Origin of the sequence: Streptomyces sp. NPDC091287 (genome assembly GCF_044768525.1) — a bacterium.
GTDB lineage: Bacteria > Actinomycetota > Actinomycetes > Streptomycetales > Streptomycetaceae > Streptomyces.
In genome coordinates, this window is the sequence record NZ_JBIVUV010000017.1 from 160,225 (window position 1) to 174,726 (window position 14,502).

The window sequence follows — 14,502 nt, forward strand, 5'->3', positions numbered from 1 at the left end:
CCCTTGTGCGCGGGGAGGGGTCACCCGCAGGCGGCTGACCCTTCGACCGCCTTGGTGTAGGCGACGAGCAGTTTCTCGATGGCGTCCGGGTCGTCGACGCCCGAGTCGCGGGTCTCAACTGCGATGTAGAGGTCCTGCTCCGGCTGTTCCGACACCTTGCAGGAAGAGACGGTCTTGCCGACGCCGGCTTTCCCGGTGTAGACGAAGCGTTCGTCTTCCGACAGGGTCCCGTCGTCCGTGTTGGAGTATCCCTGCGAGACCGTTGCCGTGGTCTGCCCGTGAGTCCACCAGGCCTGGGCGAGGCTGAGGACCAGCTTGCCGTCCACGGACAGGTTGCAGCGGACCGTTCCGCCGTTCGGCTTCTGGATGGCCGAGGTGAGGGAGTCGCCGCCGGGCAGTACGGCCTTCACCAGTGCGGGGTCCACGGTGATCCCGCACAGCGAGGTGGGCACGGTGTACGCCTTCTTGGGCGGGTCGTCGCCGGAGCACGCGGACAAAGTGGAGGCGAGGGCGACGACGGCCGACAGGGAGACGACCCTGCCGATGAACCGGTGACGTCGGAGAGATCCATGGGCAGACAACGGGAGAAGCCTTTCGATGTGGGGCGGGGAGGACGAGGCGGGCGTCGCCTCCGGGCATGTGGTCAGATGTCCGTCTTCACATGGGGGTTCATCTGCTTGGTGTTCGGAGGGCGACCTGCTCAAGGGAGAACTGGATCTCCTTCGAGTGGCGCTCGCCGGCCGGCCGATCCGGGTTCAGGTGGTAGCCCATGAGGTTCGCCATGTGCTGCTTATTGGCCACCTCCACGGCCGCGTACCCCTCGCCGTGGGCCTGTGGGACTCCCTGGTGCGGCAGCCGGCCGGACATTGCTGAGGGGGCGTCCGGCGGAATCAGGCCGGGCGCCCCCGTGCGCCGGGCGCGGTCACCCGCAAGCGGCTGTACCCTCGACCGCCTTGGTGTAGGCGACGAGCAGTTTCTCGATGGCGTCCGGGTCGTCGACGCCCGAGTCGCGGGTCTCAACTGTGATGTAGAGGTCCTGCTCCGGATGCTCCGAAGCCTTGCAGGAAGGGACGGTCTTGCCGACGCCGGCTTTCCCGGTGTGAATGAAGCGTTCGTCTTCGGACATCGTCCCATCGTCCGTGCCGGGGTACGCCTGCGAGACCGCCGCCGTGGTGTGCCCCTCACTCCACCAGGCCTGCGCGAGGCTGAGGACCAGCTTGCCGTCCACGGACAGGTTGCAGCGGATTGTTCCGCCGTTCGGTTTCTGGGTGGCCGTGGTGAGGGAGTCACCGCCGGGCAGTACGGCCTTCACCAGTGCGGGGTCCACGGTGATCCCGCACAGGGAGGTGGGCACGGTGTACGCCTTCTTGGGCGGTTCGTCGCCGGAGCACGCCGACAAGGTGGCGGCGAGAGCGACGGCGGCTGACACGGAGACGACTCTGCCGATGAGTCGGCGACGCCGAGGAGTTCCGCTGACAGACAACGCGAGAAGCCTTTCGATGTTGGGGCGGGGAAGACGCGACAGGCGCTGTCCCCGGGCATGTGGTCAGATGTCCGTCTTCAAATGGGGGTTCATCTGCTCGGTGCTTGTACCGGCGGCCAGGAACCCGTCCTGTGCAGACCTGCGAGCCTTCTCGTCGATGCTGTTGTCCATCAGGTCGTCGCGGCCGTGCGCCTTCGCCGCTTCCTCTACGGCTTGCTCGGTGTATTCCGAGTTCTTCTCGACGCCGTTCTCCCACAGTTCGCCCATGACAGGGCCGGCGTTGTCCTTGGCCTTCCCCTCAGCGTCCTTGAAGAAGGAGTCGAGGACCATGCTGCTCGCCGTCTCCGCCACACCGCCCGCCACCGCGCCGCCGACCGGGCTGGCGACGAACGACGTGCCGACGCCGATTCCCGTTCCGATGCCCCCGGAGATGGCGTTCTTCCACTGCGCCACGGACTGCTCGTATTTCTTGTCCTTTTCCTCGGCTTCGCCGGCGACCTCCTCCTGGCGGCCCATGGCCAGCGTGCCGGACACCTCGCCCGAACCGTGGGCGATCTCACGGACGGCGAACTCCGTGTCCTTCGAGTAGACCTTGTCGGCCGGCAGATCCGGGTTCATGTGGTAGTCCATGAGGTTCGCCATGTACAGCTTGTTGGCCACCTCCACGGCCGCGTACCCCTCGGCGTTCTGGCCCACGGTCAGCAACAGGGCGTTGACATCACGGTGGTTGAGCGTGGCCGAGCTGCCGGCGACGGGGAACAGCTTGTCCGTTTCGCCGTCCGAGTCGTTCGTCATGGCCCGGTTGATGTCCGGCAGGTACTCCGAGGTGATCTGCCCGATGCTGTCGGTCATGTAGTTGTGCTTGGTGAGCCGTTCGTTGTCGTCCGAGACGGAGGCCACGAGCGACTCGAAGAGCTTGGTCTGGCCCTCGTTGTGGGCCGGAGTGTCCACTGTCGGCAACTCGCCCGCCGGGTGCCCGGTCGTGGCGGCCTCCAGGGCGAGGGCGAGGGTGTTGCGGCCGGTGTTGTCGTCGTCGCCCTTGAGGTTGGTCTCCTGCGGCCACTCCCGCTCCTCGAAGAGGTACTCGAAGTTGGAGAGCGGGATCTTTCCGTTCTTGCCGTTGCCGTCCGTATCGCGCTCGAAGGGGGAGTCCTCCTTCGAGACGTACTCCTGGTTGAAGAAGTCGGTCGCCGCGTCCGGGCTGTTGGACAGCCCCTTGAGGTAGCCGGTCAGCGGGTCGTCGCCGCTGTCCCCGCCGATCCGGTTGAGCCACGGGTCCGGGCCCCGGTGCTGCCACACCATGTTCTCGTGTTCGCCGTTGCCCGTGAGCTTGCGTTCCGTCTCCATGAGCTTGTTGCCGTAGCTCTTGAGGAACTGGTCGTCGTAGTCGCCGGTCCGCATCAGGTTGCTCATGACCTGGAAGCCCATGGGACCGCCGCCGTCCCGGCCGATGGGCTGTTCGCCCAGCTTGATCATGTTGCCCTTCCAGCTCGTCATGTCGGCGGAGTCGCTCTGGGTGGCGGCGGCGAGCGTGAGGCCGAGATTGCGCTGGAGGTCGTCGAGCTTGTCGAGGCGTTCGCTGCCCACGTGCGGGTTCACGGCCGGGTCGTTGATGCCCTGCCAGAATTCGAGCGTCTTCTTGGGCCCGAGCTGCGTGGCGAACCGCTCGGCGAACAGCGGATCGTTCTTGTACTTGTCCAGACCGCCGTTGATCTTGTCGAAGTCGGCGGGTGTGAGGTCCTCAGGGTTCTTCGCCGCGATCTTGGCGAGGTCCTCGGCCGCCTGGACGGCCTCGACCGCGGAGTCACGGTCCTTGTAGGAGGCGTCCGAGAAGCCCATCGTGGACTGATTGGCAATCGCGGTCAGTACCTTGCTCGCCGAGGTGTCGCTCTCCGTGGCCTTCTTGAGAATCCCCTGCACTTCGTCGCGCAGCGCGGTGACATCGCTCTGGTCGTGCTCCGGGACGGAGGTGCCCTTCGCCGCTCGGTCCGAGTGGATGTTCATCGTGACGGTGAAACCACCGCCGCCGTTGTCGACGACGGTCAGATTCTTCTTGGCTCCGCGGCTGATGGCCTCCTCGACGTCCTTCTTGTGCTGCCGCAACTCGTCGCGGGTGTCGGTGAGGATCTTGCTGATGGTGTTGGCCTGGGTGTGGGCGTCGGCGAACTCACCGGCGGTCTTGCCGACGAACTCCTTGGTGACCTGGGCGTTCAGGCCGGCCCAGTCGGCCGAGTTGGCGGCCTTGCGCAACCCGTCCTCGGCCTGCTTCTTCAGTTGGGCGAGGTTGCGTACGAGCAGGCCCCAGTCGGAGACGGCTTCGTCGAGCGTCGCGAAATTGCCGAAGCGCAGCGCGTCGAGATCCATGAGTGGTCGATTCTCCCTCTACGTCTTGGTCGCGCTGCTACTTCTTCGGCTCGTACGCCGGGTTCTTCTTCCCCGGCTCGCCGACCCGCTCGTCGAACCCGGCGTCCAGGGCGTCGATGCTGCTCATCTGCCGCTGGATGTAGTGGTCGTCGCCGGCGTGCACCTTCTTGGTGACCTGCATGTGGTTGGCGATATGGGCGCAGGCGTCCATGAGCGACTTCAGCTGCTCGTCCCACCGCTTCGATACGTGCTTGAGCCCGCCGCCCAAAGCGAAGCCCTGGCCGCTCAGGTCGCCGGCCGCTTTGTCGCTGCTGGGAACGGCTACCCGGGCCTTGCCCCACAGCTCGTCGTAGAGGCCGTGTGCCTGGCTGCCGATCTTCACCAGATCGCCGTTGGTCACCTTGAGGTCACCGGTCTGCCCGGGCAGGGCCGCCGAGCCGCCGCCCCCGGGGTCGAGCTGGTTCAACTGCATCCCGGTGGACTGCCGATGGACGGCGTCCGCCTTCAGCTGTTCCCACTCGTCCCATGCCATGGAAAACCCTTCCCCCGTGCGTCCGCTGCTTTTCGTCGCGGTTGATGAGCGCCTTTGCTTCAGGCCAAGCTAGCAACTCGGGCAGGTGTCCCAGCGGGGCGGAACCCGATCACTCGAACAGTGGTTGTGACCATCTCGTGGAGACTTCGGGACCGGCGCTGTCCGATGTCCCGGGATCAAGTGATTGGTCTGCTTTCGAGCCCTGCGGGACCCGCCGGAACGCCCCCCCCCGCAGGCCCCGCGAACGGCTCGAGGGACTTCAGGCGGCCGGGTGCCGGGCCGTCGGCCGTCCGCCGTGAGGTGCCGCGACGCCCGGCGACCCGGGCGCGGAGGCGGGCAGGACCCCGGACCGGGGGCACACGTGGAGGGCCGCCTCCTTGCGCGGCGGCCGCACCGCTCCCGCGAGCCGGTCGACGAGCGCCAGGTGCAATCCGAGGTCGTGCCGGCTCCAGGGCTGGGACGGAACGATGGTGGAGTGCAGCGGGTGTTCCCCGCGGCTCTCCGGCCGTACCGCGAGGTGATGGCGGGGAGCCCCCGGGGCAGGCGGGCGGCCCCGCGCCTGGCGCGGCTAACATCCCCTGTGACCGAAACGACCGAACCGCCAGGCCGCCGCGCCCCCATATTCGCCGACCTCACCCCGCTGCGGCTCTCGCCCGACTACCGGCGGCTCTGGTTCGGGAACACCGTCTCCTGGATCGGCCAGGGCATGACGTCGCTGGCGGTCTCGCTCCAGGTCTACGACATCACCGGGTCCGCGTTCTCCGTGGGGCTCATCGGGTTCTGCTCGCTCGTGCCGCTGGTCGTTTTCGGGCTCTACGGCGGGGCCGTCGCGGACACCGTCGACCGGCGCAAGCTCGGCCTGTTCAGCGCCGCCGGGTCGTTTCTCCTGTCCGTCGTCCTGGTGGCGGCGACGGTCGCGGGCATCGAACGGGTCGGGCTGCTGTACGCGGTCGTCGCCCTCCAGGCCGTCTGCTTCGCCCTCAACGCACCGGCCCGCTCCTCGATGATCGCCCGGCTGCTCCCGGCCGACCAACTGCCCGCCGCCAACGCGCTGAACTCCATCACCAGCACGACGGGCATGCTCGTGGGGCCGATGCTGGGAGGCCTGATCGTCGGCTGGTGGGGCTACCGCTCCGCGTACACCGTGGACGCCGTCTGCTTCACCGCCTCCCTGTACGCGATGTGGCGGCTGCCCTCGATGCTGCCCGAGCGGCAGGACGGCGGCACGGGTAAGCGGGCCTCCGTCGTGGACGGCCTGCGTTTCCTCGGGACCCGGCCGAACCTGCGGATGACCTTCTTTACCGACCTGTGCGCGATGGTCCTCGCCCACCCCCGCGCCCTCTTCCCGGTCGTCGCCGTCCTCTGGTACGGGGGTGACGCCCGGACCACCGGCATGCTCGTCGCCGCCCCGGCCCTCGGCGCGCTGCTCGGCGGCGTGTTCTCCGGCTGGCTCGGCCGGATCCGGCGGCAGGGGCTCGCGATCCTGCTGGCCGTCGGCTCCTGGGGCGTCGCCATCGCCGTCTTCGGGCTCACCCGCAACCTCTGGCTGGGGCTGCTGTTCCTGGCGCTCGCCGGATGCGCGGACACCATCTCCATGGTCTTCCGCAACACGATGCTCCAGGCGGCCGTGCCCGACGAGATGCGCGGCCGGCTCCAGGGCGTCTTCATCGTCGTCGTGGCGGGCGGCCCCCGCCTCGGGGATTTCCTGGCGGGCTCGGTGGCCGACCTCGCCACCCCCGCCGTCGCCGTCACCGGCGGCGGCGTCCTGTGCGTGACCGGCGTGGCCCTGCTCGCGCTGAAGTGGCGCGCCTTCGCCCGCTACGACGCCCACGACCCGCAGCCGTAGCCCGGGCCCGACCCGCAGCCGTAGCCACGGCCCGCAGCCCCGGCCCCGACCCGCAGCCCCGACCCGCAGCCCCGGCCCCGGCCCGTAGCCCCGGCCCGTAGCCCCGACCCGTAGCCCCGACCCGCAGCCGTAGCCCCGGCCCGTAGCCCCGGCCCGTAGCCCCGGCCCCGAGGTCCGGGCGGCGCCGCCCGCTCAGCTCACGATCGAACGGGCGAACCCGAGCTCCAGGAGGTCCTGCGGGCGCAGCCGCAGTTGGTCGGCGGTGGCGCCGGTCTCCGACGGCGGCCGCTTGAGGATCGCGGCGGCCAGTTCCGGGGCGATGACGGAGAAGTAACTGTCCGCCGTGACATGGGTGTTGTCCGGCGCCGCGAGCGCCAGCGCCCCGCCCGAGCCGCCCTCGCCGATCACCAGTGTCGTCACCGGCACCCGGGCCGCCGCGACGGCCGCGAAGGCGTCCGCGATGGCCGCGCCCGCGCCCGCCCGTTCCGCCTCGGCGTCGTTGGCCGCGCCCGGCGTGTCGATGAGGGTGAGGACGGGGATGCCGAGCCGGTCCGCCAGCCGGATGGTCCGGGCCGCCGCGCGGTACCCGGCCGGGCGGGTCGGTGTCCCGCACTGGGCGACGTACGCGACGGGCAGCCCGTCCGCGCGCAGCCCGAAGCCGCACAGCAGCCCCGGGTCCGTGGAGCCGCACCGGTCCCCGTGGAGCGGAAGCCGTACGGCGAAGTAGTCGGCCAGATAGGCCTCGGCGCGCGGCCGCAGCGGATCGCGGGCCGCCGCCACCGCCTCCCGCCCGGTCTCCGGAAGCCGGACCGCCGACAGTGCGCGGGGCAACGGGGCGGCGGGGAGCGCGTCGGGTGCGGCGGCCCGGGGCGCGCCGGTCACCGCGTGCGGGTCGGGCCGGGGCATGTCGGCCACCGTGTGCGGGCCGAGCGCGCGCAGCCAGTGCGTCACGGTGAGGGCCAGCTCGCCGGGCGGGACGACCGCGTCCACCTGGCCCGCCGCGAACTGCCCCTCGGCGCTGTACGCGTGAGGATCCGCGTCCGCCGGCCGCACCCGGGACCCGGCGAAGCCGACCTGCGCCCCCGGCAGTGCCAGCACCACATCGGCGCCCGCCCCCACCGTGGCCCAGCCGCCGCCGGTCGTCGGGTCGCGGACCACCGCGATCTGCGGGAGCCCGGCCGCACGCAGCCGGGTGGAGGCGGCGGCCACCCGCTGGAGCTGGGTCAGCGCGACCATGCCCTCCTGCATCCGGCTGCCGCCGGTGGCGACGAGCGCGAGCAGGGGCAGCCGCCGGGTCAGGGCCAGCTCGTACGCGGCCGCCAGCCGGTCACCCGTCAGCCGGCCCAACGAGCCGCCCAGGAAACCGAATTCGAAGGCGAGCAGCACGCACGCGCGGTCGCCGACGACCCCCGTGCCGTACACCACGGACTCCTCCTCGCCGGTCCGTGACGCGGCCCGCTCCCGCGCCGCGTCGTACCCCGCCCAGCCGAGCGGACCGTCCGGCGGCAGGGGGTGCGACGGCGGGCGGTGCTCGGTGAAGCCCGCCGCGCCGGTGAGCAGCGCGATCGTCTCCCGGGCCGTCGCCCGGGCGGGGGAGTCAGCCGGCACGGAGCGACCTCTTCATGATCTTGCCCAGGTCGTTGCGGGGCAGGGCGTCCAGGTAGTGCACGGTGCGCGGGCGCTTGTGCGGGGCCAGCTGGGCCGCCACATGGTCCGCCAGCTCAGCGGCGGCGGGCGGGGAGCCGGGGTCGGCCGCGACCACCCAGGCCACGACCCGCTCGCCCAGGTCCGGGTCCTCCTCGCCGGTCACGGCCGCTTCCCGGACCCCGGGGTGCGCGAGCAGCACGTTCTCGATCTCGCCCGCGCCGATCTTGTAGCCACCGCTCTTGATCAGGTCGGTGGCCTTGCGCCCGACGATCGTGACGTAGCCGTCCTCGTCGACCGTGCCGACGTCCCCCGTGCGGAACCAGCCGTCCGCCGTGTGCGCGGCAGCGGTGGCGTCGGGCCGGTTGAGGTAGCCGGTGAACAGGTTCGGGCCCCGGACCTGGATCTCGCCGATCGCCCCCGGCTCGCCGAGCACCGTGCCGTCCTCCTCCGCCAGGCGCAGCTCCACCCCGGCGAGCGGCGGGCCCACCGTGCCGGGGCGCGGGGCGCCGTCCGCCCGGATCCCCGTGTTCATCAGGGTCTCCGTCATCCCGTACCGCTCGATCACCCGCCGCCCGGTCGCCGCCGCGATGCGTTCGTGGTCGTGCACGGGCAGCGCCGCAGAGCCGGAGACCAGCAGCCGGGCCCCGGCCAGCGCCCCGGCCAACGCGTCCCGTCCGCCGCCGTCCGCCGGGGAGCCGTGCCCGTCCGCCGGGGAGCCGGGTCCGCTCCCGTCCGCCGGGCCGTCCAGGACCTCCGCCAGCCGGTGGTACATCGTCGGCACCCCGAACAGCATGGTGCCGCCGGAGGCCAGCTCACGGGTCACACCCTCGGGGGAGAACCTCCCCAGGTGGCGGACGGAGCCGCCGCGCCGCAACGGGCCGAGGACGCCCAGGATCAGCCCGTGCACATGGAACAGCGGCAGCGCGTGGACCAGGACGTCGTCGCCGGTCCACCCCCAGGCGTCCTCCAGCGCGTCCAGGGACGCGGCGACGGCCCGCCGGGGCAGCACGGCACCCTTGGGCGGGCCGGTGGTGCCGGAGGTGTAGACGATCAGGGCGGGGGACTCGGGGTCCTCCTCGGCCGGAAGGACCCCGCCCGCCGTGGCCTCGGGGTCCTCCTCGGCCGGAAGAGCCCCGCCCGCCGTGGCCTCGGGGTCCTCCTCGGCCGGAAGAGCCCCGCCCGCCGTGGCCTTTGCCAGAGCGCCCGCCGCCCGCGCGTCCACGGTCACGCGCCGCAGCTTCTCCAGTGCGGGCGGCAGTGTGTCGTCCGGTCCCGCGAGTACGGCCGTGGGATCGCTGTCGGCCAGGATGTGCGCCAACTCCCGTTCGCCGGTACGGGGGTTGAGTGGCACGGCCGGGATTCCGGCCCGCAGTGCCGCCACCACCGCGATCACCGTCTCCGGCGTCGGGGTGGCCCAGACGGCGACCCGGCCCGCGTCCGCGATGCGGGCGGCGAGCGCGTCGGCGGCTTCGGCGAGCCGGCCGTAGGTCAGGGACAGGTCACCGAAGCGGACGGCCTCCCGGGAGGCCGCCGGGCCGGTGGAGGACTGGAGCGCGGGAAGGAGGAGGGTCACGCCGGGAAGCCTAGAGCTTCCGGGCGCACCTCGCCCGGACCCGGATGCCGATGAGGGCAGCGTCACCCCGGGTCGGTTTCCGGACAGCCCGTCCTGCCCGCCGCATCGCTGCACGGAGCACCCAATCGCAATTTTGACACGACCTTGACAAATTAATTTTGCGTTGCCAGCATGCAAAAAGCCTCCCTGCTAGGGGAGTTGGAGCGCTCTCTCCAAGAAAAAAGCTGCCTGCGCCCGTGCACCGGCGCAGTCGTCGCACGCCCGCACACCGCATGCCGTACGCCCCGCGCGCCGGGAGCCGTACGCCGCAAAGCGCGACAGCGCCTTGCCTGAGGGACCCCACGTACCGTCAGGAAGGAACGACCATGTCACCCGCACCCCCACGGTGGTCCAGATGCGCCACCGCGCTCGCCGCACTGCTCGTGGCCACGCTCGCCGTCCCCGCCGCGGGGCTGGCCCTCGCCGCCGACCCCGAGGCCCGCGCCCCGCGCGTGGCGGCCGACATCCCCGCCGCCGACTACCAGCAGGTGCAACTCGCCCTGGGCGGGGCCGAGCTGGGCGAGGCCATGTCGCTCGCCGTGCTGCCGGACCGGTCCGTGCTGCACACGGCCCGCGACGGCACGGTCCGGCTGACCGATGCCGCCGGGGCGACGAAGACCGCCGGGAAGCTCGCCGTCTACACCCACGACGAGGAGGGCCTCCAGGGCATCGCCGTCGACCCGGGCTTCTCGACGAACCGCTTCGTCTACCTCTACTACTCGCCGGTCCTGAACACCCCGCCGGGCGACGCCCCCACCACGGGCTCCGCCGCCGACTTCGAGGCGTGGAAAGGGCATCTGAACCTCTCCCGCTTCGTCCTCAAGGCCGACGGCACCCTCGACACCGCCAGCGAGAAGGTCGTCCTGGAAGTCGCGAGCGACCGGGGCCAGTGCTGCCACGTCGGCGGCGACATCGACTTCGACGCCTCCGGGAACCTTTACCTCACCACCGGCGACGACACCAACCCCTTCGAGTCGGCCGGCTACGCCCCCATCGACGAACGCACCGACCGCAAACCGCAGTTCGACGCCCAGCGGTCCTCGGGCAACACCAACGACCTGCGCGGCAAGCTGCTGAGGATCAAGCCCACGGCGGACGGCGGCTACACCGTCCCGGCGGGCAACCTCTTCGCCCCCGGCACCCCGAACACCCGCCCCGAGATCTACGCGATGGGCTTCCGCAACCCGTTCCGGATGTCCGTCGACAAGAAGTCCGGAGCCGTCTACATCGGCGACTACGGCCCCGACGCGGGCGGCACCGACCCGGCCAGGGGCCCCAGCGGCCAGGTCGAGTTCAACCGGGTCACCCAGCCCGGCAACTTCGGCTGGCCGTACTGCACCGGCACCAACACGCCCACGGAGACGTACGGCGAGTACACCTTCCCCAGCGGCCCGTCCGGCGGGAAGTACAACTGCGCCTCCGGCCCGGCCAACAACTCCTTCCGCAACACCGGCCGGGCCACGCTGCCCCCGGCCCAGCCGGCCTGGATCCGGTACGCCGGTGACGCGGGCTCCCCGCCGGAGTTCGGCGGCGGCTCCGAGTCCCCGATGGCCGGACCCGTATACAACTTCGACGCCGGTCTCGACTCGGCCGTGAAGTTCCCCGCCTCCCTCGACGGCCGCTTCTTCGCCACCGAGTACGGCCGCAAGTGGATTAAGCCGGTCGAGGTCGAGGCCGACGGATCGCCCGGGACCATCGACACCTTCCCGTGGACCGGCACCCAGGTGATGGACTCCGCGTTCGGACCCGACGGCGCGCTGTACGTCCTCGACTACGGCACCGGCGCGAACAACCAGGCCTTGTACCGCGTCGAACACCTCGCGGGCAGCAACCGCTCCCCGGTCGCCAAGGCCGCCGCGAGCAGGACCTCCGGGCCCACCCCGCTCGCGGTCTCCTTCTCCTCGGCCGGCAGCGCCGACCCCGAGGGCGGAAACCTCACCTACGCCTGGGACTTCGGCGACGGGACCACCTCCACCGACGCCAACCCCAGCCACACCTACACCACCGCCGGGACCTTCAACCCGACCCTGACCGTCACCGACCCCGCAGGGCTCACCGGCTCCGCGAGCCTGGTCGTGACGGCGGGCAACAGCGCGCCCACCGTCACGCTCAACACCCCGGCGGACGGCTCGCTGTTCTCCTTCGGCGACTCCGTCCCCTTCACCGTGACCGTCAGCGACCCCGAGGACGGCACGATCGACTGCTCCAAGGTCAAGGTCACCTACCTCCTCGGCCATGACAGCCACCGCCACCAGATCACCTCGAAGAACGGCTGCTCCGGCACCATCGACGTCCCCGTCGACGGGGAGCACGACACCGCCGCCAACATCTACGGGGTCTTCGACGCCGAGTACACCGACGCGGGCGGGCTCACCACGCACAGCGACTCCGTCCTCCAGCCCCGCCACCGCCAGGGCGAGCACTTCGCCGCCCACAACGGCATCCAGGTCGCCCCGCACGGCCCCGCCGAGGGCGGCGCGACCGTCGGCTACACGGACAACGGCGACTGGGTCTCCTTCAAGCCGTACGTCCTGTCCAACGCCACCTCCATCACCGCACGGGTCGCCTCCGGCGGCGCGGGCGGCACCCTGGAGGTGCGGGCCGGCTCCGCCACCGGCACGCTCCTGTCCACGATCACCGTCGCCCCGACCGGCGGCTGGGAGAACTTCGTGAACGTCACGGCGGACGTGAACAACGCCCCCGCCACAACCACCGAGCTGTTCTTCGTCTTCAAGGGCCCGACGGGCCAGGGCAGCCTCTTCGACCTGGACGCCTTCACGTTCGACACACAGGGAGCGCAGGTGGACCACCGATGAGACGATCCCGCGTCCGCCGCCTCGCCTGCGCCGTGGCCCTCACCCTCGGGGCGGCCTTCCTGAGCCCCGGAGTGCAGAGCGCGGCGGCAGCCGACCCGTACCAGGTCCTGGTCTTCTCCAAGACCGCTGGATTCCGGCACGACTCCATCCCTGCGGGCATCACCGCCCTCCAACAGCTTGGCGCGGCCAACGAGTTCACCGTGACCGCCACCGAGGACGCGACCGCCTTCACCCCGGCGAACCTCGCCGAGTACGAGGCCGTCGTCTTCCTCTCCACCACCGGCGACGTCCTGAACGACACCCAGCAGAGCGCCCTCAAGGGGTACGTGGACGGCGGCGGCGGATTCGTCGGCGTGCACGCGGCCGCCGACACCGAATACGACTGGCCGGAGTACGAGGACCTCGTCGGCGCCAGGTTCCAGAGCCACCCGGCGATCCAGGAGGCCCGCCTCACCACCGAGGACCACGTCCACCCGGCGACCGCGCACCTGGACGACACCTGGACACGGACCGACGAGTGGTACAACTACCGCTCCAACCCCCGCTCGGATGTCCACGTACTCCAGTCCCTGGACGAATCCAGCTACAGCGGCGGCGAGATGGGCGGCGACCACCCCATCACCTGGTGCCACCCGCAGCAGGAGGGCCGCTCCTTCTACACCGGACTCGGCCACACCATCGAGTCCTTCGCCGACCCGGACTTCCGCCAACTCCTCCTCGGGGGCGTCCAGTACGCGGCCGGAGCCGTCGAGGCCGACTGCGGTGCGGGCGGCCCGGGCCCGGACCCGGGAGGCGACAGCGCGGAGGCGGAGGCGTACACCTCCTCCTCCGGCGTCCAGAGCGCCGCCCACGGCTCGGCGAGCGGGGGAGCCACCCTCGGCTACATCGACCACGGGGACTGGGCGGGCTACTCCGCCCTCGACACCGCCGGGGCCACCGCCTTCACCGCCCGGGTCTCCTCGGCCGGCGCGGGCGGCACCATCGAGGTCCGTTCCGGCTCCGCCACCGGGCCGCTCCTCGGCTCCGTGGCCGTCGCCCCGACCGGAGGCTGGGAGACCTTCACCGAGGTCACCACCACCCTGACCGTCGGGACGGGCCCGCTGTTCCTGCGGTTCACCGGGGGAGCCGGCGCCCTCTTCGACGTCGACCGCCTCACCCTGACCCGCGCCCCGGCCACCGAGGACGAGGGCTCGTCCAACGTGCACCTCTTCTACTACCCCTGGTACGGCACCCCCGACGGATCGGGGAGCTGGCGGCACTGGCAGCAGGGCGGCCACACCCCGCCCGACGCCATCGGCGCCGACCTGTACCCGAAGCTCGGCCCGTACGACTCCGGGGACATCGCCGGAGCCGTCGACCAGCACATGAGGTGGGTCCAGCGGTCCGGCGCGGGCGTCATCGTCTACAGCTGGTGGGGGCAAGGGGGTTACGAGGACTCCCTGGCCGGTGACGTCATGGACGCCGCCGCCCGCCATGGCATCGAGGTCGCCTGGCACATCGAGCCCTACGGAGGCCGCACCGCCGAGTCCGTCGTCGACGACATCGCCTATCTGGAAGGGAAGTTCGGCGACCACCCCGCCTTCTACCGGGACGCCGCCCACGGCGACCGCAACGCCTACTACGTCTTCGAGAGCCTGAGGATCCAGGACTGGTCGGCGCTGGACGCCGTCAAGGACACCGCCATCGTCCTCGCCCAGACCACCGACACCAGCAAGGTCGACCACTTCGGCGGGATCTACACCTACGACGGCATCGCCGGGGCCACCGCACCCGGCTGGAAGAACGCGGGCGACTACGCCAAGGCCAACGGTCTGGTCTGGGCCCCCTCGGTCGCCCCCGGCTACCTCGACGACCGGGCCGTCCCCGGCAACACCACCCCCACCCTGGGCCGCGAGGACGGCGCCTCCTACGACCTGGAGTGGAACAACGCCCTCGACCCGGCCATCGGTGGCGACCCCACCTGGGTCTCCGTCACCTCGTTCAACGAGTGGCACGAGGGCAGCTCCATCGAACCGGCCTCCTCCAGCCCGCCCCCGGGCCACGGCTACGAGACCTACGAGGGGGCGTACGGCAAGACCGGGGAGGCCGCCGAGACGGCCTACCTCGACCGGACCGCGTACTGGGCGGACCGGTTCGAACAGCAGCTCCGGAAGCGCGGGTAGCCGCACCGGGGCCCGCACACGGACGGCCGCGTTCCGGCGG

General features: G+C 71.3%; 9 protein-coding genes. 3 read left to right on the forward strand and 6 right to left on the reverse strand.

The window, feature by feature from the left end:
* Positions 1-20: 20 nt before the first annotated feature.
* The 4 genes from ACIQRW_RS27550 to ACIQRW_RS27565 all read right to left on the reverse strand — a co-directional run bounded on the left by ACIQRW_RS27550 (position 21) and on the right by ACIQRW_RS27565 (position 4,379).
* Positions 21-581 carry a hypothetical protein gene (locus tag ACIQRW_RS27550; RefSeq protein WP_403765006.1) on the reverse strand — a complete coding sequence of 187 codons (561 nt, stop codon included), beginning with the start codon at positions 579-581 and terminating at the stop codon, positions 21-23.
* Positions 582-922: 341 nt separating this feature from the next.
* Positions 923-1,483: a hypothetical protein gene (locus ACIQRW_RS27555; protein ID WP_403765008.1), complete on the reverse strand. Its 561-nt coding sequence runs from the start codon at positions 1,481-1,483 to the stop codon at positions 923-925.
* 63 nt (positions 1,484-1,546) lie between these two features.
* The gene (locus tag ACIQRW_RS27560) at positions 1,547-3,847 is read right to left on the reverse strand and encodes a hypothetical protein (protein ID WP_403765010.1); all 2,301 of its coding nucleotides are present in this window, start codon (positions 3,845-3,847) and stop codon (positions 1,547-1,549) included.
* Positions 3,848-3,884: 37 nt separating this feature from the next.
* Positions 3,885-4,379 (reverse strand): hypothetical protein, encoded by a 495-nt coding sequence (locus tag ACIQRW_RS27565; RefSeq protein ID WP_361877091.1) that lies wholly within the window; start codon positions 4,377-4,379, stop codon positions 3,885-3,887.
* A gap of 580 nt (positions 4,380-4,959) precedes the next feature.
* On the opposite strand from ACIQRW_RS27565, the gene ACIQRW_RS27570 reads away from it, so the two are divergent.
* A complete protein-coding gene (locus ACIQRW_RS27570) occupies positions 4,960-6,225 on the forward strand; it encodes an MFS transporter (RefSeq protein WP_403765012.1) in 1,266 nt (421 codons plus the stop codon).
* A gap of 192 nt (positions 6,226-6,417) precedes the next feature.
* Here ACIQRW_RS27570 and ACIQRW_RS27575 read toward each other — a convergent pair whose 3' ends face one another.
* Both ACIQRW_RS27575 and ACIQRW_RS27580 read right to left on the reverse strand, forming a co-directional pair.
* Complete coding sequence (locus ACIQRW_RS27575) at positions 6,418-7,833, reverse strand: carboxyl transferase domain-containing protein (RefSeq protein ID WP_403765014.1); 1,416 nt, start codon at positions 7,831-7,833, stop codon at positions 6,418-6,420.
* Positions 7,823-9,445: an acyl-CoA synthetase gene (locus ACIQRW_RS27580; RefSeq protein ID WP_403765016.1), complete on the reverse strand. Its 1,623-nt coding sequence runs from the start codon at positions 9,443-9,445 to the stop codon at positions 7,823-7,825. The genes ACIQRW_RS27575 and ACIQRW_RS27580 overlap by 11 nt, the downstream gene beginning before the upstream one ends.
* Positions 9,446-9,810: 365 nt before the next feature.
* Between ACIQRW_RS27580 and ACIQRW_RS27585 the strand changes: the two genes are divergently transcribed.
* A complete protein-coding gene (locus tag ACIQRW_RS27585; protein ID WP_403765018.1) occupies positions 9,811-12,300 on the forward strand; it encodes a PQQ-dependent sugar dehydrogenase in 2,490 nt (829 codons plus the stop codon).
* Positions 12,297-14,462, forward strand: coding sequence for a ThuA domain-containing protein (locus ACIQRW_RS27590; protein ID WP_403765020.1), 2,166 nt, complete (start codon positions 12,297-12,299; stop codon positions 14,460-14,462). The genes ACIQRW_RS27585 and ACIQRW_RS27590 overlap by 4 nt, the downstream gene beginning before the upstream one ends.
* The last annotated feature ends 40 nt before the right edge of the window (positions 14,463-14,502 follow it).